Annotated in this window: 26 protein-coding genes; 11 read left to right on the forward strand and 15 right to left on the reverse strand. The window is 71.3% G+C overall.

The features are described 5' to 3' along the window. The first annotated feature begins 29 nt into the window (after nt 1-29). Genes AC07OQ_RS13235 through AC07OQ_RS13245 form a run of 3 tightly spaced genes read left to right on the forward strand, consistent with a single transcriptional unit; the run spans nt 30 to nt 1,242 of the window. Nucleotides 30-383 (forward strand): ArsR/SmtB family transcription factor, encoded by a 354-nt coding sequence (locus AC07OQ_RS13235; protein ID WP_495053589.1) that lies wholly within the window; start codon nt 30-32, stop codon nt 381-383. Continuing rightward, a complete protein-coding gene (locus tag AC07OQ_RS13240) occupies nt 380-814 on the forward strand; it encodes a YeeE/YedE family protein (protein WP_495053590.1) in 435 nt (144 codons plus the stop codon). The genes AC07OQ_RS13235 and AC07OQ_RS13240 overlap by 4 nt, the downstream gene beginning before the upstream one ends. Continuing rightward, entirely contained in the window at nt 811-1,242 is a 432-nt protein-coding gene (locus AC07OQ_RS13245) for a DUF6691 family protein (protein ID WP_495053591.1), read from the forward strand. Before AC07OQ_RS13240 ends, AC07OQ_RS13245 begins: the two co-directional genes overlap by 4 nt. A 45-nt stretch (nt 1,243-1,287) precedes the next feature. Here the strand turns inward: AC07OQ_RS13245 and AC07OQ_RS13250 are convergent, their stop codons facing one another. The 4 genes from AC07OQ_RS13250 to AC07OQ_RS13265 form a co-directional block, all read right to left on the reverse strand. Beyond that, nucleotides 1,288-4,419, reverse strand: coding sequence for a S8 family peptidase (locus AC07OQ_RS13250; RefSeq protein WP_495053592.1), 3,132 nt, complete (start codon nt 4,417-4,419; stop codon nt 1,288-1,290). A gap of 22 nt (nt 4,420-4,441) precedes the next feature. Then, nucleotides 4,442-5,155 (reverse strand): PEP-CTERM sorting domain-containing protein, encoded by a 714-nt coding sequence (locus AC07OQ_RS13255; RefSeq protein WP_495053593.1) that lies wholly within the window; start codon nt 5,153-5,155, stop codon nt 4,442-4,444. A gap of 376 nt (nt 5,156-5,531) precedes the next feature. Next, nucleotides 5,532-6,074: a LuxR C-terminal-related transcriptional regulator gene (locus AC07OQ_RS13260; RefSeq protein WP_495053594.1), complete on the reverse strand. Its 543-nt coding sequence runs from the start codon at nt 6,072-6,074 to the stop codon at nt 5,532-5,534. Nucleotides 6,075-6,077: 3 nt separating this feature from the next. Continuing rightward, nucleotides 6,078-6,485 carry a PaaI family thioesterase gene (locus tag AC07OQ_RS13265; protein WP_495053595.1) on the reverse strand — a complete coding sequence of 136 codons (408 nt, stop codon included), beginning with the start codon at nt 6,483-6,485 and terminating at the stop codon, nt 6,078-6,080. A gap of 107 nt (nt 6,486-6,592) precedes the next feature. Here AC07OQ_RS13265 and AC07OQ_RS13270 point away from each other — a divergent pair, with 107 nt between their 5' ends. The 4 genes from AC07OQ_RS13270 to AC07OQ_RS13285 all read left to right on the forward strand — a co-directional run bounded on the left by AC07OQ_RS13270 (nt 6,593) and on the right by AC07OQ_RS13285 (nt 11,251). Further along, nucleotides 6,593-7,300: a CoA transferase subunit A gene (locus AC07OQ_RS13270; RefSeq protein ID WP_495053596.1), complete on the forward strand. Its 708-nt coding sequence runs from the start codon at nt 6,593-6,595 to the stop codon at nt 7,298-7,300. Between the two features lie 2 nt (nt 7,301-7,302). Next, nucleotides 7,303-7,941 carry a CoA transferase subunit B gene (locus AC07OQ_RS13275; protein WP_495053597.1) on the forward strand — a complete coding sequence of 213 codons (639 nt, stop codon included), beginning with the start codon at nt 7,303-7,305 and terminating at the stop codon, nt 7,939-7,941. A gap of 204 nt (nt 7,942-8,145) precedes the next feature. Next, nucleotides 8,146-9,855 (forward strand): DUF1800 domain-containing protein, encoded by a 1,710-nt coding sequence (locus AC07OQ_RS13280; RefSeq protein ID WP_495053598.1) that lies wholly within the window; start codon nt 8,146-8,148, stop codon nt 9,853-9,855. A 4-nt stretch (nt 9,856-9,859) separates the two neighbouring features. Beyond that, nucleotides 9,860-11,251, forward strand: a complete 1,392-nt coding sequence (locus tag AC07OQ_RS13285; RefSeq protein ID WP_495053599.1) for a DUF1501 domain-containing protein — start codon at nt 9,860-9,862, stop codon at nt 11,249-11,251. A gap of 91 nt (nt 11,252-11,342) precedes the next feature. Here the strand turns inward: AC07OQ_RS13285 and ubiM are convergent, their stop codons facing one another. From ubiM to AC07OQ_RS13325, 8 genes are all read right to left on the reverse strand, one after another. Beyond that, complete coding sequence (gene ubiM / locus AC07OQ_RS13290) at nt 11,343-12,515, reverse strand: 5-demethoxyubiquinol-8 5-hydroxylase UbiM (RefSeq protein WP_495053600.1); 1,173 nt, start codon at nt 12,513-12,515, stop codon at nt 11,343-11,345. 46 nt (nt 12,516-12,561) lie between these two features. Further along, a complete protein-coding gene (locus AC07OQ_RS13295; protein WP_495053601.1) occupies nt 12,562-13,053 on the reverse strand; it encodes a disulfide bond formation protein B in 492 nt (163 codons plus the stop codon). Beyond that, the gene (locus AC07OQ_RS13300; RefSeq protein ID WP_495053602.1) at nt 13,053-13,526 is read right to left on the reverse strand and encodes a RidA family protein; all 474 of its coding nucleotides are present in this window, start codon (nt 13,524-13,526) and stop codon (nt 13,053-13,055) included. The genes AC07OQ_RS13295 and AC07OQ_RS13300 overlap by 1 nt, the downstream gene beginning before the upstream one ends. A 132-nt stretch (nt 13,527-13,658) precedes the next feature. Continuing rightward, on the reverse strand, nt 13,659-14,216 hold the full coding sequence (locus AC07OQ_RS13305; RefSeq protein WP_495053603.1) for a hypothetical protein: 558 nt from the start codon (nt 14,214-14,216) through the stop codon (nt 13,659-13,661). 33 nt (nt 14,217-14,249) lie between these two features. Beyond that, nucleotides 14,250-14,660: a BON domain-containing protein gene (locus AC07OQ_RS13310; RefSeq protein WP_495053604.1), complete on the reverse strand. Its 411-nt coding sequence runs from the start codon at nt 14,658-14,660 to the stop codon at nt 14,250-14,252. 55 nt (nt 14,661-14,715) lie between these two features. Further along, nucleotides 14,716-14,931: a CsbD family protein gene (locus tag AC07OQ_RS13315; protein ID WP_495053605.1), complete on the reverse strand. Its 216-nt coding sequence runs from the start codon at nt 14,929-14,931 to the stop codon at nt 14,716-14,718. Nucleotides 14,932-14,975: 44 nt separating this feature from the next. Continuing rightward, a complete protein-coding gene (locus AC07OQ_RS13320; protein WP_495053606.1) occupies nt 14,976-15,293 on the reverse strand; it encodes a BON domain-containing protein in 318 nt (105 codons plus the stop codon). 146 nt (nt 15,294-15,439) lie between these two features. Further along, the gene (locus tag AC07OQ_RS13325) at nt 15,440-16,894 is read right to left on the reverse strand and encodes a phospholipase D-like domain-containing protein (protein ID WP_495053607.1); all 1,455 of its coding nucleotides are present in this window, start codon (nt 16,892-16,894) and stop codon (nt 15,440-15,442) included. 331 nt (nt 16,895-17,225) lie between these two features. Here AC07OQ_RS13325 and AC07OQ_RS13330 point away from each other — a divergent pair, with 331 nt between their 5' ends. The 4 genes from AC07OQ_RS13330 (at nt 17,226) to AC07OQ_RS13345 (ending at nt 20,824) form a co-directional block, all read left to right on the forward strand. Next, on the forward strand, nt 17,226-17,597 hold the full coding sequence (locus tag AC07OQ_RS13330; RefSeq protein ID WP_495053608.1) for a hypothetical protein: 372 nt from the start codon (nt 17,226-17,228) through the stop codon (nt 17,595-17,597). A 19-nt stretch (nt 17,598-17,616) separates the two neighbouring features. Beyond that, nucleotides 17,617-18,006 carry a hypothetical protein gene (locus AC07OQ_RS13335; protein ID WP_495053609.1) on the forward strand — a complete coding sequence of 130 codons (390 nt, stop codon included), beginning with the start codon at nt 17,617-17,619 and terminating at the stop codon, nt 18,004-18,006. Nucleotides 18,007-18,053: 47 nt separating this feature from the next. Further along, nucleotides 18,054-18,287, forward strand: a complete 234-nt coding sequence (locus AC07OQ_RS13340; protein WP_495053610.1) for a hypothetical protein — start codon at nt 18,054-18,056, stop codon at nt 18,285-18,287. A gap of 77 nt (nt 18,288-18,364) precedes the next feature. Then, nucleotides 18,365-20,824: a DNA internalization-related competence protein ComEC/Rec2 gene (locus tag AC07OQ_RS13345; protein ID WP_495053611.1), complete on the forward strand. Its 2,460-nt coding sequence runs from the start codon at nt 18,365-18,367 to the stop codon at nt 20,822-20,824. Here the strand turns inward: AC07OQ_RS13345 and mltB are convergent. Genes mltB through AC07OQ_RS13360 form a run of 3 tightly spaced genes read right to left on the reverse strand, consistent with a single transcriptional unit; the run spans nt 20,812 to nt 25,036 of the window. Continuing rightward, entirely contained in the window at nt 20,812-21,945 is a 1,134-nt protein-coding gene (gene mltB / locus AC07OQ_RS13350) for a lytic murein transglycosylase B (RefSeq protein WP_495053612.1), read from the reverse strand. The two genes, AC07OQ_RS13345 and mltB, sit on opposite strands and share 13 nt — an antisense overlap. Continuing rightward, nucleotides 21,945-24,053 (reverse strand): transglutaminase TgpA family protein, encoded by a 2,109-nt coding sequence (locus AC07OQ_RS13355; RefSeq protein ID WP_495053613.1) that lies wholly within the window; start codon nt 24,051-24,053, stop codon nt 21,945-21,947. The genes mltB and AC07OQ_RS13355 overlap by 1 nt, the downstream gene beginning before the upstream one ends. Next, nucleotides 24,050-25,036: a DUF58 domain-containing protein gene (locus tag AC07OQ_RS13360; protein ID WP_495053614.1), complete on the reverse strand. Its 987-nt coding sequence runs from the start codon at nt 25,034-25,036 to the stop codon at nt 24,050-24,052. Before AC07OQ_RS13360 ends, AC07OQ_RS13355 begins: the two co-directional genes overlap by 4 nt. Between the last annotated feature and the right edge of the window lie 58 nt (nt 25,037-25,094).

Genomic DNA, 25,094 nt, shown 5'->3' on the forward strand with positions numbered 1-25,094 from the left:
ACATTTTATTTTTATATATATTGTTGTCGATGAAATCAAGAAAACCTGCGGCGCTGACGAGCGAAGCCCTGAGCATAGACATGGAACGGCTGCGCGGCGCGGCCGCCCGTGCCGTGGCCGCGCTGAAGCTGCTGGCCAACGAGGACCGGCTGCTGCTGCTGTGCCAGCTTTCCCAAGGGGAGGCCTGCGTCAGCGATCTGGAGGCGGGCCTGGGCATACGTCAGCCGACCCTGTCGCAGCAGCTGGCGGTGCTGCGCAACGAGGGCGTGGTCGAAACCCGCCGCGCAGGCAAGAACATCCACTACCGCGTGGCCGATCCGGCCCTGCTGGAGATCCTGGCGACGTTGTACCGCCTCTACTGTCCCGAAGGAGATGCACGATGACGATCACGCTGGCCTGGGCCCAGTTCACGCCCTGGGCGGCGCTGACCGGCGGTGCGCTGATCGGCCTGGCGGCGGCGCTGTTCGCGCTGCTGAACGGTCGCATCGCCGGCATCAGCGGCATCCTGGGCGGCTTGCTGCGGGCGGAGCGGCGCGACATCGGCTGGCGCCTGGCCTTCCTGGCGGGGCTGATCGGCGCGCCCTTGCTCTATGGCCTGCCGGCCGCGCCGCCGCTGCCGCGCATCGAGGCCGGCAGCGGCGTGCTGATCGCGGCCGGCCTGCTGGTGGGGGCCGGTACCCGCTATGGCGCCGGCTGCACCAGCGGCCATGGGGTCTGCGGCCTGGCGCGGCGGTCGCCGCGCTCCCTGGTGGCCACGCTGAGCTTCATGGCGGCGGGCTTCGCGACCGTGTATGTGGGGAGGCATCTGCTGTGACGACGACCTTGGGCGCCTGGCTGGCCGGCCTGCTGTTCGGCCTGGGCCTGCTCGTGTCCGGCATGGCCGATCCGGCCAAGGTGCTGGGCTTCCTGGATCTGGCCGGGGCCTGGGATCCCTCGTTGGCCCTGGTGATGGTCGCAGCCATCGCCGTGGGGCTGCCGGCCTTTCGCCTCAGCGCTGCGCGAGACCGGTCCTGGCTGGGCGAGGCGATGCGCATGCCGACGGCCCGCGGCATCGACCGCCGCCTGGTGCTGGGCAGCCTGGCCTTCGGCATCGGCTGGGGGCTGGCCGGTTTCTGCCCGGGCCCGGCCCTGGTGGCGCTGGGCCTGGGCGAGGCCAAGGCACTGATCTTCGTCGCGGCCATGCTGGCCGGCATGGGACTGTTCGAGCTGATCGAGCGCCTGAGGCAGCGCCGGGCCCCATGAAAAAAGCCACCGCCGTGGCGGTGGCTTGCGCGGGCGCCGTGCCGCTCAGGGGCTGATCATGAGCACATCGGCCTCGCGGCCGATCTTGGCCGTGCCGTGCAGCAGCAGCAGACCGGTCTGCGACGGCGAGGCCGTCGCGCCGGCCGGATTGTGCGCCACCGGCAGGCTGCCGTTGAAGCCGACCGGCACGCTCAGCGAGCTGCCCAAGGTGCTGCTGAAGCGCGGCGTCGCCGGCGTGTACCGCATGTTGACGATGGCGTCGGTCAGGTTGCCGGTGAAGTAGTTGTCGAAGGCATAGACCGAGAAGTTGATCTGCTGGCTGGCGCTGGTGACGCCCAGATCGCTGGCCAGCACCGTCATCACCATATTGCCGGACATCAGGTCGGCGGCCGCGAAGAAACGCGCCACCGCCGCACCGTTGCTCGAGCCGTTGGGATTGAGCCGCTGTACCCAGACCAGGGTCTGACCGCTGCTCGCGAAGCTGCCGTTCTCGGCGTTGTAGACCACCGCGTCGGCGATGCCATCGCCGTTGGCATCGACATAGATGTCGAACTCGGCCGGGTAGGCCGGATGGGCACGCTCGCCATAGGTCGAGATGCCGAACTGCAGCAGCAGCTGGCCGCCGCTGCTGACCGGCCGCACGCCCGCCGCGCGCAGATCCACGATGGCCTGGCCGCCGCCATAGGCCGGCTGCTGGGCGCTGATCTGCGGACTGGTGCCGGTCAGCGCGAAGATCTCCAACGCGCCGGAGACCGCGCCGCCGACATTGCCGATGGGCAGATTGCCCGCGGCCGCACCGCCCAGCGCCAAGCTGGTGGCGGCGACGACGTTGGCGCTCTTGCGCGGCAGGATGTGCCAGGGCACGCTGGCCCCATCGATGCCGTCGGCCACGGTGATATGGCCGTCGAACTCGACGCCCTGCAGCAAGGCGCCGGTGCCCTGGTTGGAGGCCGAGCCGAGATTCCAGGCGGGCAGCTTGGCGGCATCCAGGGTCAGGCTCAGCGTGAAGGCCGCCGTACCGTTGGCCGGCACCGCGATCGTCGCCGGGGCATTCAGCACCACCGCGCCGCTGGCCGCGTCGTCGGCATAGCGGAAGCTGCGGGTGATGGTGTAGGTGCGCGGCGAGGCGCTGTAGTTGCGCACCGCCACCTTCTTGCTCAGGGTCGTCACGCCGGTGGCGCGCGGGCTGCCGAAGGACAGGGCCGGGCTGTAGGTGTTGCTGGCGTCCCAGAGTCCGGTGCTCAGCGCGGCCGAGGCATTGGCGCGCAGTTCGCCGGCGCCGATGCGCGAGATCGGGGCCAGCACGCCCGGCTGGGTGGCGGGGTTGGTGAACACCTGCGGGTTGGCCGCGTTCATCAACCTGGCCTTGATCTCGGGCGGAGTGGCGGCCGGGAATTTCTGCAGCAGCAGGGCGGCCGCGCCGGCGATCACCGGGGTCGCGCCCGAGGTGCCGCCGAAGCTCTCGGTGCCCGTGCCGCTGCCGTTGACCGCCGAGACCGAGGCGCCGGGCGCCCCGATCTCGGGCTTGAGGGCCGCGAAGTTGAAGGCCGGGCCACGCGCCGAGGTGGCGACCATGCTGCCGGCCAGCGGAATGCTGTTGGCCGAGCTGACGGTGACCGAGACCGGGCCGGTCCCGAGTGCGGTCTTGACGGTGTTGCCGATGGCCTGCGTGACCACCAGGGTCTGCACCAGGGGCGAGCCGCCGCCGAAGCTGAAGCTGGGCGCATCGCCGCTGACGTTGTTGGCGAGCACGACGCCGATGGCGCCCGCGCCGGCCGCATAGGCCACCTTCAGGCTGATCGAGCAGCCCCCGCGGTCGATCAGGGCCACCAGGCCGCCGAGGGCGGGCAGCGGGTCGGGCGGGTTGTTGTTGCCCGGAGAGACCGAATTGGCCGGGCAGGCGCGTCCCGCGTTGACGATATTGCCCGTGAAGCCGGCGACGATCGGCGCCCAGTCGACCGTGGCGGTGTTGCTGTAGACGCCTGCGACCGCCGGGGGCGAGTTGATCACCAGCGGGATGGAGCCGGCATTGGGCATGCTCGTCTGGGCCACGCTGATGGCTTCGGCCGCATTGGAGGGCGAGCTGACGATGAAGGGCCGGTCGGCCGAGTTGCCGGCGGCCACGACCGCGACGATGCCGAAGCGCACGACATTGCTGATCGCCTCGGTCGAGGGGTTCTCGCGCTGGCCGTAGCTGGCGCCCAGCGAGAGGTTGACGATGTCGGCGGCGTCGGAGAAGTCCAGATTGCCGTCCGGGTCCATCGACCAATCCAGGCCTTGCAGAATGGCCAGACCGCTGCAGCTGGTGGCGACGCTGCTGCAGACCTTGACCGCATACAGCGAGGCGCCGGGGGCCATGCCCTTGTGCAGTCCATCCTGGCTGGCGCCGGCGGCGATGTCGGCCACATGGGTGCCGTGGCCGGAGCCGACGCCCGCATCGATCGGGTTGGGGTCGGGGGCGAGCGCGCCGTTGGGCCAGGTCTCGCCGACGAAGTCGTAGCCGTTGATCACCTTGGCGCTGGGGAACAGGCCGGCCGGCGCGATGCCGGCGGCGGCGGCCTGGGCGGCGCCGAAGTCCGCCGTCAGGCCCGAGCCACCCAGGTTGCGGTGGGTGTAGTCGATGCCCGAATCGAGCACCGCGATCTTCACGCCCTGGCCCGTCAGGCCGAGATCCTGCAAGGCCTTGGCGCCCACATAGGGCACGGTGCTGGTCAGGGATTTCTGGTGATCCACCACCGGGCGCAGCGCAGAGACGCCCGGCAGGGCGGCGATCTGGGGCAGCTTGGATGCGTCGGCCGAGATCACCAGCGCGTTGTAGGCCTTGCCGACACGGGCCAGTTCCTGTCCACCCAGGGCCTGGATCTGGCTCATCAGCGCGTCCTGCTTGCTCTTCAGCGCGGCCATATAGGCCTGGCGCTGGGCCAGCGACATCAGGCTGCCGGTCTTCTTGGCATTGGCGCCCACCGCCACGGCCAAGGGCGGGTCGACCAGGCGCACGGCCACCTGGACCGTGCCGGTCTGCAGGCGCAGCTGCGAACTGCGCTGCTGGGTCTGCGGGCCGGGCAGCGGCTGAACCGTGCTCTGTTCGGCGGACTGCAGCGAGCCCTGAGCCAGCGCCGGGCCGAGCGCGGCCGCGGCAGCCAGCAGGACGCCCTTCGCAATCAAGGGGTAGTTCATGGCGATCTCCTGGGTCGAGGGCTCAACGGCCTTGCGGGCGGGATTGGGGCGGGGCGCGGCGGCGCGAGGCCCACAGCCCCAGGCCCGCAACGGCCAGCAGGGCAAGCGTGTCGGGCTCGGGCAGTTCGGCGTTGGTGGCGCCGGTCAGCTCGATGACGTAGCCCAGCGGCTGCTCGCTGAAGCTGTCGAAGCCGCTCCAGCCGGCCAGCGCGCCCGCAGCCGGGTCGCGCCCCAGCACATCGGTGAAGGCGCCGGTCAGAAAGACCGAGAGATTGCTCGCATCCTGGGCCATGAAGCCGCCCAGGGCCACGGCCAGGTAGAAGATGCCGTCGCTGACGGGGCCGTTGGCGTCGCCGCTGGGCAGCAGCGATGTCAGGCCCAGGCCGTCGTCGTCATTCGTGTAGACGCCCAGACCGCCGTCATCGAAGAGGTAGAGCGCGGTGTCGACGCCGGTGTCCAGGGTCTTGGCGGAGAAGGCGGCCGCATTGCTGATGCGGATCTTGTAGAGATCGACCTGGTAGAGGGGATTGCCGCCGATCGGCACGGTGGCGGTCAGGAAGCCCTGGATGCCGCTGAGCGTGTTGAAGCTGCTGTCGTAGGTGGTCTGGGCCGTGGGCAGCAGGCTGCCGGCGCCGCTCGGCCCCGACTCGGTCCAGACGAATCCGGCCAGGGCGCTGCCGGGCAGGCTGAGGGCGGCGGCGGCCCATAGCGCGGCGATCTTCTTGAGGTGCTTCATCGGTGGACTCCTGCGAGGGCTTGTGGCAAGCCATGACCATGTGCTCAGGCACCGTGATCGAGCCACACAGCCCACCCCGACAAGGCCCCCGTACTGCTCCTCCGGTTCCCGTCCCAGGATCTTGCGCCGCCCGTTTGCCGCTTGTTCAGCCGCAGTTCACCATGCCGCGAAGCGCGACGATACGTGGCCGCCCGCGGATTGCGTGCGCCCGGCCCACCCTGCATTCCTGGGACAGGGATAACCCGCTGCTCGGTTCGCGAACCGTGACTCTGGGCATGGTTTTCAGAGAGCGGGAGCACGGCGGCGGCGGTCGGGAGCGCGGCGCGGGCAGGCCCCGACCTAGGGAATGTCCTAGTCGGCGTGCGCTGGGGAGGAATCAGGCCAGCAGCTTGTTCACCAGTTCCGGCGTGGTCGCGGCCTCGTACTTCTTCATCAGCCGGGCGCGATAGACATCGACGGTGCGCGGGCTGATGCCCAGGCGCTTGCCGATCAGCTTGCTGGTCAGGCCCTCGATCAGCAGCGCGGCGATCTCGCGCTCGCGCGCGGTCAGCTCGGCCTTCAGCTGGCGGCGGCGCGACAGGTCCTCGAAGCTCCAGATGCCTTCGGCATGCGGGTCGCTGGGGTCCAGCGCGCGGCCCGATACATGGCACCAGAACAGCTCGCGATTGCCGACCCGGCGCATCACGCGGTCGTCGACGTAGTAACCCTGTTCGTCGAGCGTGGCGACGATGCGCTCGCCGGTATGTTCGAACTCGGCCGGGCTGGGATAGAGCACGGCAAAGCTCTGGCCGATCAGCTGCTCGCGGCTGGCGCCGAAGATGGCCAGCAGGTGGCGGTTGCAGTCGACGATCAGGCGTTTGCGAGACAGCACCATGCCGGTCGGGGCCATCTCGAAGGCCGTGCGGTAGTCGAGGGTCATCGATCAGAGCAGGGCGTAGGTGGTGGTGGCCTGCACGGCCAGGCGACCGTCCGGGTTGGCGATGTCGATGTGGCCGAAGGCCAGGCTCTTGCCGCTGCGCAGCACCTTGGCCGTCACCAGGCAATGGTCGGCCGAGATGGGCCGCAGGAAGCTGGTCTGCAACTGCACCGTCGTCATCGGCCTGAACTCGCCGAGCTCGGCCATCATCGCCAGCACCATCGCGGTGTCGGCCGCGGCCATCGCGGCCTGGCCGCACATCACGCCGCCCACATGGACATAGTCGCGCTTGACCGGCAGCCGCAGCCGCACCTCGCCGGGCGCGGTGTCCAGCACCTGCAGATCCATCGCCGCGATCCAGGGCGCAAAGATGGTGGGGATGGCGGCTTGCAGGTCGCTGGCGGCTAGAGGCATGCGAAGGTTCTCCGATGTACTTAGGCGATTCTACGTAACGACTACGTATTCGATTAAGTAGTACGCTGTGGCCCGTCCGATTCGATCCAAGACGGAGACATTCCCCCATGAACAAGCTTTACCCGAGCGCCGCCGAGGCGCTGAAGGGCATCGTGGCCGACGGCCAGTTGCTGGCGGTCGGCGGCTTCGGCCTGTGCGGCATTCCCGAGGCCCTGATCGCGGCGCTGCGCGACAGCGCGGTCAAGAACCTGACGGTGATCTCCAACAACGCCGGCGTCGATGGCTTCGGCCTCGGCCAGCTGCTGGAGACGCGCCAGATCAGGAAGATGATCTCCAGCTATGTGGGCGAGAACAAGGAGTTCGAGCGCCAGTACCTGGCCGGCGAACTGGAGCTGGAATTCACGCCGCAGGGCACGCTGGCCGAGAAGCTGCGCGCCGGCGGCGCCGGCATCCCGGCCTTCTTCACGCGCACCGGCGTCGGCACCATCGTCGCCGAGGGCAAGGAACTGCGCGAGTTCGATGGCCATACCTATGTGATGGAGCGTGCGCTCAATCCCGACGTGGCCCTGGTCAAGGCCTACAAGGCCGACAAGAGCGGCAACCTGGTGTTCCGCCGCACCGCTCGCAACTTCAACCCGGCCTGCGCGATGGCCGGCAAGCTGACGGTGGTCGAGGTCGAGCAGTTGGTCGAGACCGGCGCGATCGATCCGGACGACGTGCACCTGCCCGGCATCTATGTGCACCGCATCGTCGTCAACGCCAACCCCGAGAAGCGCATCGAGAAGCGCACGCTCAGCGAAAAGAAGGGAGCCTGATCATGGCCTGGACGCAAGACCAAATGGCGGCCCGCGCCGCGCAGGAGCTGGAAGACGGCTTCTATGTGAACCTCGGCATCGGCATCCCGACCCTGGTGGCCAACTTCGTGCCGGCCGACAAGGAGGTCTGGCTGCAGAGCGAGAACGGCATGCTCGGCATCGGCCCCTTCCCGACCGAGGACGAGGTCGACGCCGACCTGATCAACGCCGGCAAGCAGACGGTCACGACCATCAAGGGCTCGTCGATCTTCGGCAGCCATGACAGCTTCGCGATGATCCGCGGCGGCAAGATCAACCTCTCGATCCTGGGTGCGATGCAGGTCAGCGAGCAGGGCGACCTGGCCAACTGGATGATCCCCGGCAAGATGGTCAAGGGCATGGGCGGCGCGATGGACCTGGTGGCCGGCGTCAAGCGCGTGATCGTGCTGATGGAGCATGTCGCGAAGAAGAAGGACGGCAGCGAAGACCTGAAGATCATCCCCAAGTGCACCCTGCCGCTGACCGGCGTCGGCGTCGTCAACCGCATCATCACCGACCTGGCGGTGATGGACGTGACGCCGCAGGGGCTCAAGCTGGTCGAGCTGGCCGAGGGCGTGACGCGCGAGTTCGTGCAGGGCAAGACGGGCGTGCCACTGATCTGATTGCAGCGCATCCCAGACTCCGTGGAGGCCGGCTTTGCCGGCCTTTTTTCATGGCAACGCGCATGCGGAAATCACACGCGGCTTCCGGCGCTGCCGTGACTTAAGACCTGACCCTTACGCACGCTTGCACAAAAGGGCCGGTCCGTTACCGGGCTGCGCCCGCCTGGCCCTTAGATTCGCGCTCGCGTCAATCCGAGAGCCCTCATGAGTCGTAGCAGCAGCATCGTCCTGGAACCCGTCATCGAACCCGCCGTGCCGGGGGGCGTCGTACCGGGATCGTCGGCGGTGCCCCTGCTGGCCGCGATGGGCCTGAGCGCCTGCGGCGGCGGTGGCGGCAGCGATGCGTCTGAGGCCGGCAATGCGCCGGCGGGGGGGCCGCCGACGCAGAGTCCGGCCGTGCCCATCCTCGACGGCGAGGCCGCGCGCTTCCTGGCCCAGGCCGGCTTCGCGGCCGGCATGGCCGACATCGCCGCGGTCAAGGCCGGCGGCTATGCCGGCTGGCTGGATCGGCAGTTCGCGCTGCCCGTCGGCGGCGCCCACTTCGACTGGCTGCTCGCCAAGGGCTATGGCGCCGAGAGCTACAAGCACAGCTTCGCCGGCGTTGACGGCACGCTGTGGCGCAAATGGCTGTCGGCCCCGGACCAGCTGCGTCAGCGCGTGGTGCTGGCGCTCAGCGAGATCTTCGTCGTCTCGATCACCGGCCTGCCGGTGGCCTGGGGCAACTTCGCCCTGGCCGCCTATGTGGACATGCTGGAGCAGCGCGCCTTCGGGAGCTTTCGCAAGCTGCTGGAGGGCGTGACCCTGTCCTGCGGCATGGGCGTCTACCTGAACATGCGCGGCAACAAGAAGGAGGACGGCAAGGGCAGCACGCCGGACGAAAACTATGCGCGCGAGGTGATGCAGCTGTTCACGATCGGCCTGCACGAGCTGAACGCCGATGGCACGCCGCTGCTGGACGCCACGGGCCGGCCCAGGGAAAGCTACAGCCAGGCCAGCATCACCGAGCTGGCGCGGGTCTTCACCGGCTGGGACTTCGACGGCCGCAGCGATACCGATCCGGCCTTCATGCGCCGGCCGATGAGCCACAACGCCGCGCGCTTCGCCGGCGGCGCCAAGAAGGTGCTGGATGTCGACATCCCGGCCGGTGCCGACGGCCCCGCCGCGCTGAAGACCGCGCTGGACACCCTGGCGAACCATCCCAACGTCGGCCCCTTCATCGGCCGCCAGCTGATCCAGCGCCTGGTCTGCTCGCATCCCAGCGCCGCCTATGTGCGACGCGTGGCCGCGGCGTTCGCCGACAACGGCCACGGCCAGCGCGGCGACATGCCGGCCGTGATCCGCGCCATCCTGCTGGACACCGAGGCGCGCAGCCTCGGCGTCGGCCCCGCCGCGGGCCGCCTGCGCGAGCCGGTGCTGCGCTTCATCCAGTGGGGGCGCAGTTTCGGTGTGAGCTCGCCCACCGAGCTGTGGAACGTGGGCGACACCTCCAATCCCGCGACCCGCCTGGGGCAGAGCCCGCTGCGCAGCCCTTCGGTGTTCAATTTCTTCCGGCCCGGCTATGTGCCTCCCAACTCCCAGCTGGGCAGCATGGGCATCACGGCGCCCGAATTCCAGCTTTGCAACGAGAGCACGGTGGCCGGCTACCTGAACTTCATGCAGGGCGTGATCGCCAATGGCATCGGCGAGCTCCGGCCCGACTACACGGAGGAGCTGGCGCTGGCGGCCGATGCGACGGCCCTGGTCGAACGCATCGCGCTGCGTCTGGCCGGCGACGGTCTCGCGGCCGCCACCAAGGCCACCATCGCCACCGCGGTGGCCAGCATCAAGGCCGACACCGAGGCGCGCAGGCTGCAGCGCGTGCAGGCCGCCGTGCTGCTGGTGATGGCCAGCCCCGATTACCTCGTCCAGAAGTGAAGCCATGCATCCGAGCCAACTGAAGAACCTGCAGCGGCGCGAGTTCCTGCGCCGCGCCTCGGCGCTGGGCGTGGCGGGGGCCGCCGCACCCTGGGCCCTGAGCCTGGCCGCCATCGGCGAGGCCGCGGCCGCCACGGCGCCGGGCGACTACAAGGCCCTGGTCTGCGTGTTCCTGCATGGCGGCAACGACCATGCGAACACCGTCGTGCCCTACGACCCGGCCAGCCACAGCGCCTATCAGGGCATCCGCCCCTCGATCGCGACGCCGCGCGACCAGCTTGCCGCCAGCGCGCTGAGCAATGCCCGCGTGGCCCTGCCCGATGGCCGCCAGTACGCGCTGGCACCGCAGCTCGGCCGGCTGAAAAGCCTGTTCGATGCCGGCCGGCTCGGCGTGCAGCTCAATGTCGGCCCGCTGGTGCAGCCCACCACCTTGGCGCAGTACAAGGCCAAGAGCGTGCCGCTGCCGCCCAAGCTGTTCTCGCACAACGACCAGTCCAGCCTCTGGCAGTCCAGCCATCCGGAGGGCGCCAGCTCGGGCTGGGGCGGCCGCCTCGGCGACCAGTTCCTCTCGTCCAACGGCAACACCACCTTCACCTGCATCAATGTCTCGGGCAATGCGGTCTTCATGGCCGGACAGCAGGCGGTGCAGTACCAGGTGTCCAGCGGCGGCGCGGTCGCGATCAACGGCATCGCCAGGCCGCTCTACGGCTCGCAGGCCTGTGCCGATGCGCTGCGCAGCCTGATCACGGCCGAGCGCAGCCACTGGATGGAGCAGGAGCTGAATCGCGTGGTGGCGCGCTCGGTCAGTGCCCAGGCCATCGTGGCCGGCGCGCTGTCCAGCCTGCCGGCCTTGGCCACGCCCTTCGACGGCGGCGGCAGCCTGGCCAACCAGCTGCAGATGGTCGCCAGGCTGATCGCCGCACGCGCCAGCCTGGGCGTCAGCCGCCAGGTGTTCTTTGTCTCGCTGGGCGGTTTCGACCACCACGACTTCCTGCCCACCCAGCATCCGGCCCTGCTGACCCAGCTGGGCAATGCGCTGGCCGCCTTCCACGACGCGACCGTCGAGCTGGGCGTGGCCGGGCAGGTGACGGCCTTCACCGCCTCGGACTTCGGCCGCACCCTGACCAGCAACGGCGACGGCTCCGACCATGGCTGGGGCAGCCATCACTTCGTGCTGGGTGGCGCGGTGCAGGGCGGCCGCTGCTGGGGCCAGGCGCCCCTGACCGCGATCAACGGCCCCGACGACGTGGGCCAGGGGCGATTGCTGCCGACCAGCTCGGTCGACCAGCTGGCCGCGACCCTGGCGAGCTGGATGGGCGTCGGCGCCAGCGAGCTGCCGCGCCTGCTGCCACAGATCGCCAACTACAGCCAGCGCGATCTGGGCTACTTCGTTTGACGCGCGACGGCCGTCGGACGCCCCGTGGCAGTGGCAGCTCGGCGGCTCGGTCGGCACCGCGCTCGGCAGCGAGCCCCTGCAAGGCCCGGCTCTAGGCTTCCTGCGTCAACTGGGCGGTGATCAGCGCCTTCAACGGCGGCAGGCGCTGGGCCAGGTCCAGCACGCCCTGGCGCAGCAGCCGGGCCGGCGCCCGCTCGTCGGTGAAGAGTTGCACCACCGCATTGGTGCCGCGGTAGAGGCTCCGGGTGTCGCGCCGGTGGCCCCGGTCGTAGCGGAGCAGGGCCGCGGCGGGATCGCCGCTCATGCCGTCGCGGCGCAGTTCCTCGGCCAGGCGCTGGGCGCCGTAGAGCCCGAAGTTGTAGCCATGCGCGGTCACCGGGTGCATGCCCACCGCGGCATCGCCCGCCAGCGCGAAGCGGGTCGCGGTGAAGCGCCGTGCATAGCTCGCCACCAGCGGGTACTGGTGGCGCGGCCCGGCCAGCCGCAGCCGGCCCAGGCGGCCCAGGCTGCGGGCCTGCACCCAGGCCAGCCAGCGTGCATCGTCCCAGCCGCGCATCGCCTCGGCCTGGTCGGCCGGCAGGGTCAGCACCAGGGAACTGAGCCGGGCCGAGCGGCCGCCCAGCGGCAGCCAGGCCATCGTGTGGCCATGGTGGAAGCATTCCAGCGCCTGGTCCTGGTGCGGGCATTCATGCTCGATGCGCGCCAGCTGCACGCTGCGGCCGAAGTCCAGCATTTCGGTGGCGATGCCGGCCAGCCGGCGCAGGCCGGAGAAACGGCTGTCGGCCGCCACCAGCAGCGGCGCGCCGAGGCGCTCGCCGCCCTCGAGCGTGACGTTGGCGGCCTCGGGCCCCAGGTCCAGCGCGGCCACGCGAGCCATGCCGCGCAGCTCGATCAGGCCGGCACGCCGCCGCACGCCGGCGAAGGCGATGCGGCGCAGGGCCTGGTTGGGCACCAGGGTGCCGAGCTCGGCCCCGGATTCGAACAGCAGCGAACGCGCCGCCTGGCCGTTGAAGACGCGGGCGCGGCGCAGCGGCGAGCGCTCCACCGGGGCCAGGTCTTGCCAGGCACCCAGGCGCCGCAGGATCGCGATGCCGCGCTGCGTCAGCGCGATCTCGCGGCCGTCCTCGGCCGGCTCGGCCAGCTTGTCGAGCGGCTGGGCCTCCAGCACGGTGCTGCGCAGGCCGGCATCGGCCAGCGCGCAGGCCAGCGACAGGCCCACCGGGCCGCCGCCGACGATCAGGATGGGGGAAGAGGAGGAAGACATGGCCGCCGAGCCTAGCCTGCGGCCGGGCGCGGCGGCTTGATCCTGCTCAGCGCTTCTTCAGTCCCAGCAGGGCCAGCAGGCCGAGGGCCGTGAACAGCAGGGCGCTCCAGATCTCGTAGGGCAGGCCCAGCAGGCGGTAGGCCGCGGCCTCGGCGCAGCTGGCCGTGACCATGAAGACCGGCGGCCACAGCTCCTCCAGGTTCAGCGCGGTGATCACCTTGTCGGCCAGGGTCATGTCGCAGGAGGCCAGCTTGGCGGCGACATCGTGCTGGTAATAGGCCGAGGCCAGGCCCGCCAGCGCCAGCAGCACGACCAGCACCAGGCTGAGCAGGCGCAGGGGTTGCAGGCTCCTGAACAGCCAGCCGAGCGCCGCGACGACGCCGATCAGCAGAAACAGGCCGCGCTGCATCACGCACCAGGGGCAGGGCTTGACGTTGAACAGGTGCTGGGCGATCAGCGCGACGGCCACGCCGGCGAAGGCGGCCACGGCGATGCCGGCCAGCACGCGCGCCGGCAGCTTTGAGGCAGGCAGGAACATCAGTCGGGTTCCACTTCGGCGATCAGCTCGATCTCGACGCAGGCGCCCATCGGGATCTGGGCCACGCCGAAGGCGCTGCGCGCATGCGCGCCGGCCGCACCGAACACCTCGCCGATCAGCTCGGAGGCACCATTGGTCACCAGGTGCTGCTCGGTGAAGTCGCCGGTGCTGTTGACCAGGCTCATCAGCTTGACGATGCGCGTGACCTTGCCAAGGTCGCCGATGGCGGCCTGCAGGCTGCCCATCAGGTCGATCGCGATCGCGCGCGCCGCCAGCTTGCCGGTGGCGGTGTCGACATCGCGACCCAGCTGCCCCACCCAGGGCTTGCCGTCCTTCTTGGCGATATGGCCGGACAGAAAGACCAGATTGCCCGTGCGCACGAAGGGCACATAGGCGGCGGCCGGCGCCGACACCGGCGGCAGCTCGATGCCCAGGCTCTTCAGACGCTCGTAGACGGGGGAGGAATTGCTCATGGCGGGGACTCGCGGCAAGGGGTGGAAGAGACGGTGGCGCGCATCCTACACCTTGGCTTGCCGCCCCGCTGCGCTGCGGCCGGGCGCGACGAGGCCCGCCAGCGGCGGGCCCGGTTCCCGAGCAGGGACGGCTTACCAGTTCTCGCGGTAGCGCGCCTTGGCGGAAGCCATGCAGGCGTCCTTGGCGTCACCCGACAGGGCGTCGCAGCGCGTCTTGGCGAGCTGGTAGTCGGCCTTCATCTGCGCCGTCTCGGCGTCCTCCGCCGCGGCGCTCATCTTCTTGCCTTCCTTCACCTCGGCCCTGGCCTTGTCGCGGTCCGTCTTGGCCTCGCGAATGCAGACATCCTTGGCATTGCCGGACAGATCGTCGCAGCGTTCCTTGGCGACCTCGTAACGGGCCTCGTAGCGTGCTTCCATCAGCCTGAACTGGTCCTTCTCGGTGCCGCTGTAGTTGAACTCCAGCTGGGCCCTGGCGACCTTCTCGCGCCCCTTGGCCGATTCGAGGCAGACATCCTTGGCGTTGCCGGCCAGGGAGCCGCAGGTCTCGCGCTCGGTCTTGTAGGCGGACTCGATGTCGGCCTTGGCGGCGTCATAGGCGCTCTTGGAGAAATTGGCGGCCTGGGCCATGCCGGCTGCGCCCAGCAGCAGGGCGAGGACCAGCGGCGCAAGGCGGCGGTGCGGGTGAGTCATGGCGTGCTCCTTGTCGCTGTCTGGATCACGGGCTCAAGCGCGCACTTCCAGCTGGTTGTCGACGCTCATCACGCCCTGGACGGCCATGGCGAGCTGGGTCGCGCGTTCGCGTGCCGTCGCATCGGGTGCGGTGCCGCGCAGCGCGACATGGCCGTTCACCGTGTCCACATTGATGCGCATGGCGCTGAGCTTGGGATCCTTGGCCAGTTCGGCATTGACGTTGGCGGTGATCGCCGCGTCCTCGACCTTGGATTCCATCTTGCCGACCGCGGCGTCGGTGGCGGCCCTGGCCTTGTCGGCCTGCTGCTCGGTCTTGGCGATGGTGTCGTCCACGCGCTGGCCCGCGGTGCGCTCTTCCTCGCCCGGGCGGTTGCAGGCGCTCAGCAACAAGGCGGTCGCCGCGACGACCATGCCGACCTTGAGATGGTGATGATGACGTTTCATGATGATTGCCTTTCTCGGCGAGTGGGGGTTGATGACGATGTGATGACGAGGCGGCTCAACGGAACCAGTGCTGGTCCACGTAGTCCTCCCAGGCGCGCAGCTGGCGCTCGGCCTCGTCCTTGGCGATGCCGTAACGCTGCTGCAGCTTGCCGCTGAGCTGCTCGCGCTGGCCGCCGATGACGGTGAGGTCGTCGTGCGTCAGACGCCCCCACTGCTCATGGACACTGCCTGCGAACTGTCTCCAGTTGCCTTGGATGCGGTCCCAGTTCATCGCGTGGCCTTCTTGACCGTGACATTGAGCGTTACGGCCGACGCTTACTGACGCACGACGACCTCGTTCTTGACGCTCTTGACGCCCTTGACCTCGCTGGCCAGACGGCCGGCATCGCTGCGCTCGGTGCCGTTCTTGGCGAAGCCGGACAGCATCACCTCGCCGTTCAAGGTCTCGACCTTGATGGCCGCGGCGTCGACGGTCTTGGCCTCGATGAACTTGGTCTTCACCGCGGTGGTGATCGCGGCGTCATCGATGTATTCGCCCACCGTGGACTGGCCGCGCGACACGGCGCAGCCGGGCAGGACGGTCAGCGCCACCAGGGCGGTGATGGCGGCGGCGAGGGCATGACGTGCAAACATATCGAGCTCCTTGTCTTGGGTTGGTATCGGAACTTGCTTGTTCGTCCGATGAAATCAGTCTAGGAAGACGCTATGGCGGCGGGCATCGGCGCTTCGCTTGCGCCGCTGTAGGACGGAGGCGCATGGCGGCGTCGGCGCCGCCGGGCTCACCACCAGCGCTCGAACAGGCGCGCCGCGGTCTCGCGCAGGCGCTGCCAGAGCGGGCGGCGGGCCCAGGCGGCAGCTTCGATGGGCTGCGAGGCCTGCAGGTCGCGCTCGAACATGCGGGTCATGGCGCCGCCGAAGTCCTCGCCGATCACGACCGCGTTGACCTCGTTGTTGCCGGTGAAGCTGCGCCAGTCCAGATTGCTGGAACCCACGGTGGAGACCACGCCGTCGATCACCGCGGTCTTGGCGTGCAGCACCGCATCCTGCAGTTCGTGGATCTTGACGCCGGCCTGCAGCAGCCGCGTGTAGTAGCTGCGGCCGGCATGCAGCACCGGTGTGAAATCGCTGATCGAGGGCAGGATCAGCTGCACGTCGACGCCGCGCTGCGCGGCCTCGCACAGCGCGTCCACCATGTCGCGCCCGGGCGCGAAGTAGGCCATGGTCAGGTGCACGCTGCGCTGCGAGGCATCGATGGCGCTCAGCAGCATCGCGTAGATCTGGTTGTACTCGTCGTCCGGCGTCGACGGCAGGATGCGCACCAGCTGCGCGCCGACCGGCCGGGTCGCCGCGGCGGCCGGCGGGGGCAGCGCGCCGCGGCAGCCCTGCTGGCGCCAGGTTTCGCGCAGCAGCTCCTCCAGCGCGACGGCGGCGCTGCCGCGCAGCAGGATCTGGGTGTCGCGCCAGCCCTCGTCGGCCGGGGCCGAGGCCGCCGGTGCTGCCGGTGCTGCGGCGGGCGCACGGCGGCCGAAGGAGCCGAGCGCGTAGACCGCGCTGATATTGATGCCGCCGGTGAAGCCGGTCGCGCGGTCCACCACCAGGATCTTGCGGTGGTCGCGGTGCGTGATGTCCCAGTAGCCGGGGCGCGCGGCGGGGCCGACCGGATTGAAGGCGCAGACGGCGATGCCGGCGGCGGCCAGGCCGTCGAAGTAGGCGCGATCGGTGCCCCGCGAGCCCAGCGCGTCGTAGAGCATCGCGATCTGCACGCCCTGTTCGCGCTTGCGCTTGAGCAGCGCGGCCAGTTCCTGCGCGATCGGCGCATGCTCGACGATATAGCTCTCCAACAGCACGGTCGAGCGCGCCCGCTCGATGGCCTGGAACATCGCGGCGAAGGTGGCGGGCCCGTCGATCAGCAGCCTGGCCTCGTTGCCGGCATGCAGCTGCACCGGGCCGAGGCCCGCCATCGCGGCCAGGTGGCGCTGCATCAGCGAGGCCTTGCCCTGCTCGCCGACGCGCTGCAGCAGGGCCGCGCGCGCCTCGGGGCCGAGGCGGCCGCGATGGCTCTGCACGGCGACCTGGCGCGCCACCGCGCTGCTGGATGTCGCGGCGGGCGGCGGGGGCAGGTCGGCCCGTGGCACGATGGTTTTGAGGGAAGCGCAGGCGCCCAGCCCGAAACTCAGCAGGCAGCTCAGCAGGCAGGCCAGCAGGCAGCGGACGGGCGCCGGGTCCGGGTCCATGACTCAGCCATCCAGCACGCCGGCGACGACGGGGATGACAGCGAAGATGAGGACCCTGCTGCGCATGATGTGACTCCTGCCGAGTTTGGAGGGCGAGCCGTGGCGGCCCGGGCTGTGAGCTTCACTCTAGGATCCGCCCCCCGGGGCCCGGCATCGGTGTTGCGCACCCATCCCTGTAGGACGGCGCCGCGTCCCTGCGCGGCGGCCCGGCCCGGTGTAACGCGGGGTGACGCCGGTAATGCCGGGTAATTCGGGCGATGCGGCATCGTCCTACAGCGCCAGGGGGCAGGTCCCGACAACGACGCTCCGCCGCGCTTCCTAGCATCTGTGCATGGACAGTCTCGAACCCACCCCCTGTTTCATCCCACCCCATGGCGCGCCTCCGAGCGCCAATACCGCACTCGACGCCGCACTCGATGTCGAACTGCTGCTCAGCACGCCGCTGAGCATCGTGGTGCGCGCGCGCGCCGAGTTCGACGATGGCTCGGCCGCGCAGGAGGCGGGGCTGGTCATTCCGCGCCAGTCCTGTCGCGGCGATCGGCCCTGTCGCGCCGCATTGCTGGCCGCGGCAACGCGGTGCGCGGCGCGCCTGGCCCGCTGCGGCAAGGGCATGCGGCGGGTCAGCCGGCTGCAGGTCCGCGTGCAGGGGCGCTGGCAGGCGCTCGATGTGGCGCGCGCGGCGCGCCGTCAGGACGGCCGCTGATCGGCCTCAAGGAGAACTCATGGTCAAGACCCTATCGATGCTGGCTCTGGCCCTGCTTGCGGCAGCGGCCGAGGCCAGTACTCTCAGCATCTACCAGCAAGAGCGTGCCGACTGCCTGGCCGGTCGCAGCACGCAGGATCGCCAGACCTGTCTGAAGGAGGCCGCTGCCGCGCAGGCGGAGGCGCGCAGCGGTCGGCTCGAGTCCGGCGCCACCGCGCGCCAGCTGACCGACAACGCGCTGGCCCGCTGCAAGGTGGTGCCGGCCGAGGATCGCGCCGCCTGCGAAATCATGGCGCTGGGCGGCGGCAAGCGCAGCGGCTCGGTGGCCGAAGGCGCCGTGCTCAAGGAACTGGTGACGCGCAGGATCGAGCCCGCGCCGCCCGAGCCGGCATCCGCGCCGGCGCGCTAATCCTCCCGTTAATCCCCAAGCGGCACGATGCCGAACAGGAGAACGCCATGCTGATCAAGAAACTGGCCTTGCTGGCCGCCGCTTCTCTGGCCACCGCCGCCATCCAACGCTGGTGGACCGGCGCGCTCGGGGCGGCACGGCGACGCAAGCAAGAGCAGCGTGAGGCCGTGCATCGCTGGGAGGACGAGGGCGGGTTGGTGCCCGAGGTGGAGGCCCAGCTGCCGCCGGTGCCGAGCGCCAGGGTTGTGCCGCGCCGCACCCGCACCCGCGCCGCCCACTGAGCGCCGGGGGCTACCCCGCCACCCGAAAAGAGGCTAGAACGCTGCTGTGATCCCAGGGCCTCCAGGGAGGAGCCGGCATGGTCGAGGCAGCGGCGGGCACGCCGAGAGAGGGCGTGCCCATGGGCGTGGCGCATTGGGCGGTGCTGGGCCTGGCCTGGCTGGCCGGTAGCGCGCTGCTGCAGCGTGCGGCACAACTGCCGGATGCGCGCCAGCTGGCGATCGAGGGGCTGCTCCTCGTTCCGCTCTGCCTGCTGCTGCGCCAGGCGCGACGCGCCGGCTGGCGCTGCCTGCTGGCCGCATTCGCCCTGATATTGCTGGCCCATCTGCATGCCGCCTGGCGCGCCCAGCTGCGGCTCGCCGACGAGCTGCCCGCGGCCTGGGAGGGGCGCGACCTCTGGCTGGTAGGGCGCATCGATGCCCTGCCGCAGCCCATGCTGGGGCAGGGCGGAGCGCCGGGCTGGCGCTTCGCCTTCGCGGTCGACGCGGCCGAGGATGCGGCCGGCGGCGGCACGCCGGTGCGGCTGCCACGACGCCTGCTGCTGAGCGCCTATGCGCAGCCGGGTCAGGTCTTGCCCCAGGCCCTGCCGGCATGGCAGGCCGGCCAGCGCTGGCGCTTGCTGGCGCGGCTGCGCCGGCCGCATGGCCTCTCCAACCCGCATGCCTTCGACTACGAGCTGTGGCTGTTCGAGCAGGAACTGCGCGCCACCGGGCAGGTGCGGCGCTGGCAGCTGCTGGAGCCGGGCAGCGCCTGGCACATCGACCGCTGGCGCCAGCGCCTGCGCGAGGCGATACAGCGCCGCGTTGCCGACCCGGACCGGGCCGGCGTGCTGGTGGCGTTGAGCCTGGGCGAGCAGGCGGCGATCGCGCGCGCCGACTGGAGCCTGTTCCGCGCCACGGGCACGGGGCATCTGATGGCCATCAGCGGGGTGCATATCACGATGCTGGCCTGGGGCGCCGCGCTGCTGGCGGCGCAGCTGTGGCGGCTCGGCGGGCGGGCCTGCCTGCGCCTGCCGGCGCCGACGGCCGGGCTGTGGGCCGGGGTGCTGGTGGCCCTGTTGTACGCGCTATTCTCGGGCTGGGGCGTGCCGGCGCAGCGCACCGTGTGGATGCTCGCCGGCCTGGCCCTGCTGCGCCAGGCCGGGCTGCGCTGGCCCTGGCCGCTGGCGCTGCTGGCCAGCGCCTGTCTGGTCTGCCTGCTCGATCCCTGGGCGCTGTGCCAGGCGGGTTTCTGGCTGTCCTTCGCGGCCGTGGCGCTGCTGATGGCCGGGGGCGCGGTCGGGCCGGGTTGGTACGCCAAGCTGTGGGCTGCGCTGCGCAGCCAGTGGGTGGCCACCCTGGGCCTGGCGCCGCTGACCCTGATCTTCTTCCAGCAGATTTCCCTGGTCGGGCTGGCCGCCAATCTGCTGGCGATCCCGCTGGTGAGCCTGGTGATCACGCCGCTGACCCTGGCCGGCGCGCTGCTGCCGGCGGCATGGGACGCGGCCGCCTGGCTGCTGGACCTGCTGATGGCCTATCTGCGCTGGCTGGCCGGGCTGCCCGCGGCGGTCTGGAGCCTGGCGGTGGCACCGGCCTGGGCCCAGCTGCTGGGCCTGCTGGCGGCCGCGCTGATGGTGTTGCCGCTGCCCTGGCGGCTGCGCGCCCTGGCCCTGCCGATGCTGCTGCCGCTCATATGGCCGGCGCTGCCGCGGCCGGCGCCCGGCCAGTTCGAGCTGCTGGCGCCCGATGTGGGGCAGGGCAGCGCGGTGCTGCTGCGCACCGCGCGCCATGCGCTGCTCTATGACGCCGGCCCGCGGTACACGCCGCAGGCCGACGCCGGCCAGCGCGTGCTGCTGCCGCTGCTGGGTGCGCTGGGGCAGCGCGAGCTGGATCTGCTGCTGCTGAGCCACCGCGACCAGGACCATGTCGGCGGCGCGGCCTCGCTGCTGGCAGGGCTGCCGGTGCAGGGCCTGCTGAGTTCGCTGGAGGACGGCCATCCGCTGCGCGCCGCCGGCCCGCCGCACCGGCGCTGCGAGGCCGGCCAGGCCTGGACCTGGGACGGTGTGCGCTTCGAGCTGCTGCAGCCGCCCGCCGCGAGCTACGGCCTGGGCCTCAGGAGCAATGCGCTGTCCTGCGTGCTGCGCGTCGTCGCCGGCTCGGGGCGCGCCGTGCTGCTGAGCGGGGACATCGAGGCTGGGCAAGAACTGACCCTCGTGGCCGCGCTGGGTGCTGCGGGCCTGCGCAGCGATCTGCTGCTGGTGCCCCACCACGGCAGCAAGACCTCCTCCGCCGGGGCCTTGCTGGATGCGGTGGCGCCGCGCCTGGCCCTGGTCCAGGCCGGCTACCGCAACCGCTTCGGCCATCCGGCGCCGCCCGTGCTGGCACGCTACCAGGCGCGCGGCATCGCGGTGCTGAGCTCGCCGGATTGCGGCGCGCTGCATTGGCGCAGCGACGCCGCCGGCGCGCAGTGCCAGCGCGCGCTGGCGCCGCGCTACTGGCACGATCGGCCGTCGCGGGCCGAGGGGCCGGAAGGCCCGCCCGAGCCCGATCAGGGCTTCTGAGCGTCCGGCGGGCTGCCGGCCTCGCGGTAGCCGCGCAGCGCCCGGCCCATCTCGATCACCGCCATCGCGTAGTAGCTGGACCAGTTGTAGCGCGTCAGCACATAGAAATTGGCCGTGCCGGCCACATAGACCGGCGCGGCATCGCCCATCTGCAGTTCCACCAGGGCCAGCGGGCCGGCATGGGCCGCGCCCTCGTCGGCCAGCCGTGCCCCCGCCTCGGCGAACTGCGCGGCGCTGAAGGAGGGCACGATGTCGGGTGCCAGCAGGCGCGCGCGCTCGGTGCTGTCGACCGGCGCGGCCACCGCGTAATGCGTGGGAAGACCCGGCTGCCAGCCATGCTGGAACAGATAATGCGCCACCGAACCGATCGCATCGGCCGGGCTGGCGGCCAGGTCCACATGGCCGTCGCCGTCGAAGTCGATCGCGTAGCGGTTCCAGCTGCCCGGCATGAATTGCGGCCAGCCCATCGCGCCGGCATAGGAGCCCTTGACGACCAGCGGGTCCAGCCCCTCGCGGCGGCACAGCTTCAGGAATTCGGCCAGCTCCTCGCGGAAGAAGGCACTGCGATCCCGGCGTCCGGTCGGGAAGTCGAAGCTCAGGGTGGCGAGCGCGTCCAGCACCCGGAAGCCGCCCATGACGCGTCCGTAGAAGGTCTCCACGCCGATCAGGCCGGCGATCAGCTCGGCGGGCACGCCGAAGCGCGCCTCGGCCCTGGCCAGCGCGGCCTCGTTGGCGTTCCAGAAGGCCAGGCCGGCCTGCAGGCGGCGCGGCTCGACGAAGCGGGCGCGGTAGGCGGCCCAGTCCTTGGCCGTGCCGGCCGGCGGCGGCATGATCAGGCGCTGCACCACGGCCTGGCGGCGCGCCTGGGCCAGCAGGGCGCGCAGCGGCGCCTCGTCCCAGCCTTCCCTGGCCGCCAGCTCGGCAGCGAATTCCATCAGGTCGGCGCGCTCGCCGTACTGCGGTGCGGCGACCATGGCCGCGGGTGGTTGGGCCTGGCGGCGGGGCTTGTTCTTCGCGGTGGCCAGCGCCGCCGCGGGCAGAGCGAGGGTCAGGGCGATGGCCAGAGCGAGGGGCAGGGCGGCCGGCAGGGCCAGGGACGGTCTTGGGGTCGGCAACAGCATCAGTTCGGATTCCGGGTCTGAGCGCGCAGCATACGGCTTGCGGCGCGAAACTCGCGCAGCCAGCGCCGGCGCGCCAGCCAGCCCTCGGCGCCGGGCTGCTCCCGCGCGGCATAGCGCGCCAGCTCCAGCGCCAGCAGCATGCGCGCCGGCGTCTCGGCCGCGGCGCCGTGGCGCGCCGTCAGCAGCGCGGCCCATTGGCGCGGTGCCTGGTGGGCCTGGGCCTGCACGTCCAGGCGCCCGAGCTCGCGCAGCAGGGCGGCGCGCTGGCGGCTCCAGCCGTCGTGCGGGCGGTTCTGCCAGGCGATCCAGGCGCTGCCCAGGCCGGCCAGCAGGGCGATCAGGGCCGCGCTCAGCTGGGCCAGCGCCTGCCAGTCGGGCGCGCTCCAGCCCAGGCGCTTGAGCAGATCGAACTGGTCGTTGCGCGAATAGTTCAGCACATGCTGCTGCCAGCGGTTGTTCAGGTTCTCCCAGCCGCGCCGCAAGCCCTGCAGGCCTTGCCACAGCGCCGGACTGAACTGGCCCATCGCCCCGGCCAGCGCGCCGGGCGGCGGCCGCAGGGGCCGGCCGGCATTGACGCGCTCCGGCGCCACCGCGGCCGTCGGATCGACGCGCCGCCAGCCGCGGCCTTCCAGCCACACCTCGGCCCAGGCATGGGCCTGGCTGTTGCGCACCACCAGATAGCCGTCCTGCAGCTCGCGGTCGGCGCCCTGGAAGCCGGTGACGACGCGGGCCGGCAGGCCCAGCGCGCGCATCACGACCACGAAGCCGGCCGCGAAATGCTCGCAGAAGCCCAGGCGCCGGTCGATCCAGAATTCGTCGATCAGATGCGGCGAGACCTCGCCATAGCGGCCGGGCGCCAGCGTGTATACATAGTCGGCCGTGGCAATGTGCTGCAGCACCGCGCGCACGGCCGCCGGGCCGTACTCGGCCGGCGCCTGCGCGGCCAAGCGCTCATGGCGCAGCGCGGCCGCCCAGGCCAGGGTGCGCGGGTTCAGGCCGGCGGGCAGCTCCAGATACGGCGACAGGTCGGCACCCACACGAACGGGGCCGCTGTCGTAGTCCAGATAGGCCTGGGCCTCGACGCGCAGCCGCTCGGTGATGGGGCGCGGCGACAGCCACTGCAGCTCGGCGCCGCGCCACAGGCTCAGGCCACCGGCCAGCTCCAGGCGCGCGCCCGGCGCCTCGGGGCCGGACTCCAGCAGGGGCAGCACCGACAGGCGCAGCGGCTCCATCGTCAGTTCGTAGCGCAAAACCTGGCCCCGCACGCGCGGCGCCGGCCCGCCCGCCGCGAAGGAGTTGCCGGGGTTGCCAGGGTTGAGCGGGCGCCAGCGGCTGCCGTCGAAGCGGCCCAGCACCGGGCCGCGGAAATACAGGGCCTGGGGCGGCGGCGGCGGGCCGGCGAAGCGCAGGCGCATCGCGATGCTGTCGTCGTTGGCGATCTCGCTCATCGCGCCGAACTGCAGCTCGCTGGACAGGCCGGTCCTGCCCACCGCGTCGGCGGGCACACCCCACAGCGGCGCGATGCGCGGGAACAGCAGGAACAGCAGCACCATCAGCGGCAGGCCGATCGCGGTGGTGCGCGCGGCCTGGGCCGCGGCCAGCCTCAGGCTGGGCTGGCCCACCGGCATCTGGGCCAGCACCAGGGCGCTCAGCAGCGCCCAGACGCTGATCAGGGTCCACAGCCCGGTCAGCAGCGACTGCGAGTAGAGGTACTGGGTCAGCACCAGGAAGAAGCCCAGGAAGAAGACGACGAAGGCGTCGCGGCGCGCGCGCAGCTCCAGGGTCTTCAGCGCCATCAGCATCACCAGCATGGTGATGCCGGCCTCGCGGCCGAGCAGGGTGCGGTGGGTCGTCAGGGTCAGGCCGGCCGTCAGCACGATCAGGGCCAGCAGGGGCCAGCGTCCCGGCAGCGGCGCGCCGCGCCAGGCCAGCTGGCCGCGCCACAGCAGGATCAAGAGGGTCAGCGCGCTGCACCAGGGCGGCACATGCTCGGCATGGGGCAGCACCGTCGCGGCGATCGCGCCCAGCAGGAACAGGGTGTCGCGCGCCTCGCGCGGCAAATGGGCCAGGCGCTGGCGCAGCGCGGGGCGCGGGCCGGCGCGGCTCATCGCGGCGCCTCCGCCGGCGCCGCGGCCAGCAGCTCGAGCGCCGCCTGGCGCTGCAGCGCCCCGCTGTCCGGGGCCAGGTCCGGCTGGGGCAGCGGCGCCAGGCGCAGCCCCCAGGGCTGGCCCAGGCGCTCGGCCTGCAGCACCCAGGCGGTCAGGCGCGACAGCCGCGCCTCCCAGTCCAGACCGGCGGTCTCGGCCAGCGCCAGCCAGCGCTGCCGGCTGGCCGGGGCCAGGGTCTCGCGCACCAGCAACGGCGCGCCGGAGGCGCCGCCCTGGGCGGCCTTCTTCCACAGCACCTGGCGCATCGAGTCGCCCTGGCGGTAGGGGCGCACGCCCTCGAAATCCTCGCCGCGCACCAGCGTGCCGCCGGCCACCGCGCCGTCGCCGGGGCGCAGCGCCTGGGCCGGCAGGGGCGGCGCCGGTTCCTCGGGGCGCGGATAGATCCAGACCCGCGCGGCCGGCCGCCAGATGCTCCAGGCGCCGAACAGGCCCAGCGGGAAGCGCGTCTCGATGCGCAGCGCCGGCAGGCCCTGCAGACCGCGCGCCGGCGCCGGGCAGCTCAGGCGCAGCAGCGCATGGCCGAGGGCCGGCACGTCCACCCAGGCCGGTTCGCCGCCGCCGTCCAGCACGCGCACGCCGACGCCGAAGCGCGCGCGGCCGCTGTTGTGCAGGCGCAGCTCCAGCTGCAGTTCGTCGCCGGCGAAGCCCGGCGCCGGTGCCTTCAGGTCGAGGCCGAGGCCGCGAAGATTCGCATGGGTGGCATGCATGGACGCGAAGCCGGCGCCGGCCAGCAGAAAGGTCAGCGCATAGCCCAGGCTCAGCTGCTCGTTGATCGAGGCCAGCAGCAGCACGCCCAGGGTGGCGCAGAAGAACAGGCCCGGCCGGCTGGGCAGGATGTAGATATTGCGCTGGCCCATCAGGTGGGTGTCGCTCAAGGGATGGCGGGCCTGCCACCAGGCGCGCCAGCGCTGGCGCAGACTCATGCCCGCGCTTCCTGCATTCCCGAGCGGACGCCGCTGATCCGGCTTTGCCGGGCAGCCG

This window comes from Roseateles sp. GW821-FHT09B06 (assembly GCF_059418245.1).

Bases quoted from the DNA above. Each gene is read 5' to 3' on its own strand.
- AC07OQ_RS13285 (WP_495053599.1), top strand. From the start codon at position 9,860: ATGCATCCGAGCCAACTGAAGAACCTGCAGCGGCGCGAGTTCCTGCGC.
- AC07OQ_RS13335 (WP_495053609.1), top strand. From the start codon at position 17,617: ATGGTCAAGACCCTATCGATGCTGGCTCTGGCCCTGCTTGCGGCAGCG.
- AC07OQ_RS13360 (WP_495053614.1), bottom strand. From the start codon at position 25,036: ATGAGTCTGCGCCAGCGCTGGCGCGCCTGGTGGCAGGCCCGCCATCCC.
- AC07OQ_RS13340 (WP_495053610.1), top strand. From the start codon at position 18,054: ATGCTGATCAAGAAACTGGCCTTGCTGGCCGCCGCTTCTCTGGCCACC.
- AC07OQ_RS13270 (WP_495053596.1), top strand. From the start codon at position 6,593: ATGAACAAGCTTTACCCGAGCGCCGCCGAGGCGCTGAAGGGCATCGTG.
- AC07OQ_RS13295 (WP_495053601.1), bottom strand. From the start codon at position 13,053: ATGTTCCTGCCTGCCTCAAAGCTGCCGGCGCGCGTGCTGGCCGGCATC.
- AC07OQ_RS13325 (WP_495053607.1), bottom strand. From the start codon at position 16,894: ATGGACCCGGACCCGGCGCCCGTCCGCTGCCTGCTGGCCTGCCTGCTG.
- AC07OQ_RS13260 (WP_495053594.1), bottom strand. From the start codon at position 6,074: ATGACCCTCGACTACCGCACGGCCTTCGAGATGGCCCCGACCGGCATG.
- AC07OQ_RS13305 (WP_495053603.1), bottom strand. From the start codon at position 14,216: ATGACTCACCCGCACCGCCGCCTTGCGCCGCTGGTCCTCGCCCTGCTG.
- AC07OQ_RS13345 (WP_495053611.1), top strand. From the start codon at position 18,365: ATGGTCGAGGCAGCGGCGGGCACGCCGAGAGAGGGCGTGCCCATGGGC.
- AC07OQ_RS13255 (WP_495053593.1), bottom strand. From the start codon at position 5,155: ATGAAGCACCTCAAGAAGATCGCCGCGCTATGGGCCGCCGCCGCCCTC.
- mltB (WP_495053612.1), bottom strand. From the start codon at position 21,945: ATGCTGTTGCCGACCCCAAGACCGTCCCTGGCCCTGCCGGCCGCCCTG.
- AC07OQ_RS13320 (WP_495053606.1), bottom strand. From the start codon at position 15,293: ATGTTTGCACGTCATGCCCTCGCCGCCGCCATCACCGCCCTGGTGGCG.
- AC07OQ_RS13300 (WP_495053602.1), bottom strand. From the start codon at position 13,526: ATGAGCAATTCCTCCCCCGTCTACGAGCGTCTGAAGAGCCTGGGCATC.
- ubiM (WP_495053600.1), bottom strand. From the start codon at position 12,515: ATGTCTTCCTCCTCTTCCCCCATCCTGATCGTCGGCGGCGGCCCGGTG.
- AC07OQ_RS13235 (WP_495053589.1), top strand. From the start codon at position 30: ATGAAATCAAGAAAACCTGCGGCGCTGACGAGCGAAGCCCTGAGCATA.
- AC07OQ_RS13330 (WP_495053608.1), top strand. From the start codon at position 17,226: ATGGACAGTCTCGAACCCACCCCCTGTTTCATCCCACCCCATGGCGCG.
- AC07OQ_RS13240 (WP_495053590.1), top strand. From the start codon at position 380: ATGACGATCACGCTGGCCTGGGCCCAGTTCACGCCCTGGGCGGCGCTG.
- AC07OQ_RS13280 (WP_495053598.1), top strand. From the start codon at position 8,146: ATGAGTCGTAGCAGCAGCATCGTCCTGGAACCCGTCATCGAACCCGCC.
- AC07OQ_RS13310 (WP_495053604.1), bottom strand. From the start codon at position 14,660: ATGAAACGTCATCATCACCATCTCAAGGTCGGCATGGTCGTCGCGGCG.
- AC07OQ_RS13265 (WP_495053595.1), bottom strand. From the start codon at position 6,485: ATGCCTCTAGCCGCCAGCGACCTGCAAGCCGCCATCCCCACCATCTTT.
- AC07OQ_RS13315 (WP_495053605.1), bottom strand. From the start codon at position 14,931: ATGAACTGGGACCGCATCCAAGGCAACTGGAGACAGTTCGCAGGCAGT.
- AC07OQ_RS13355 (WP_495053613.1), bottom strand. From the start codon at position 24,053: ATGAGCCGCGCCGGCCCGCGCCCCGCGCTGCGCCAGCGCCTGGCCCAT.
- AC07OQ_RS13275 (WP_495053597.1), top strand. From the start codon at position 7,303: ATGGCCTGGACGCAAGACCAAATGGCGGCCCGCGCCGCGCAGGAGCTG.
- AC07OQ_RS13250 (WP_495053592.1), bottom strand. From the start codon at position 4,419: ATGAACTACCCCTTGATTGCGAAGGGCGTCCTGCTGGCTGCCGCGGCC.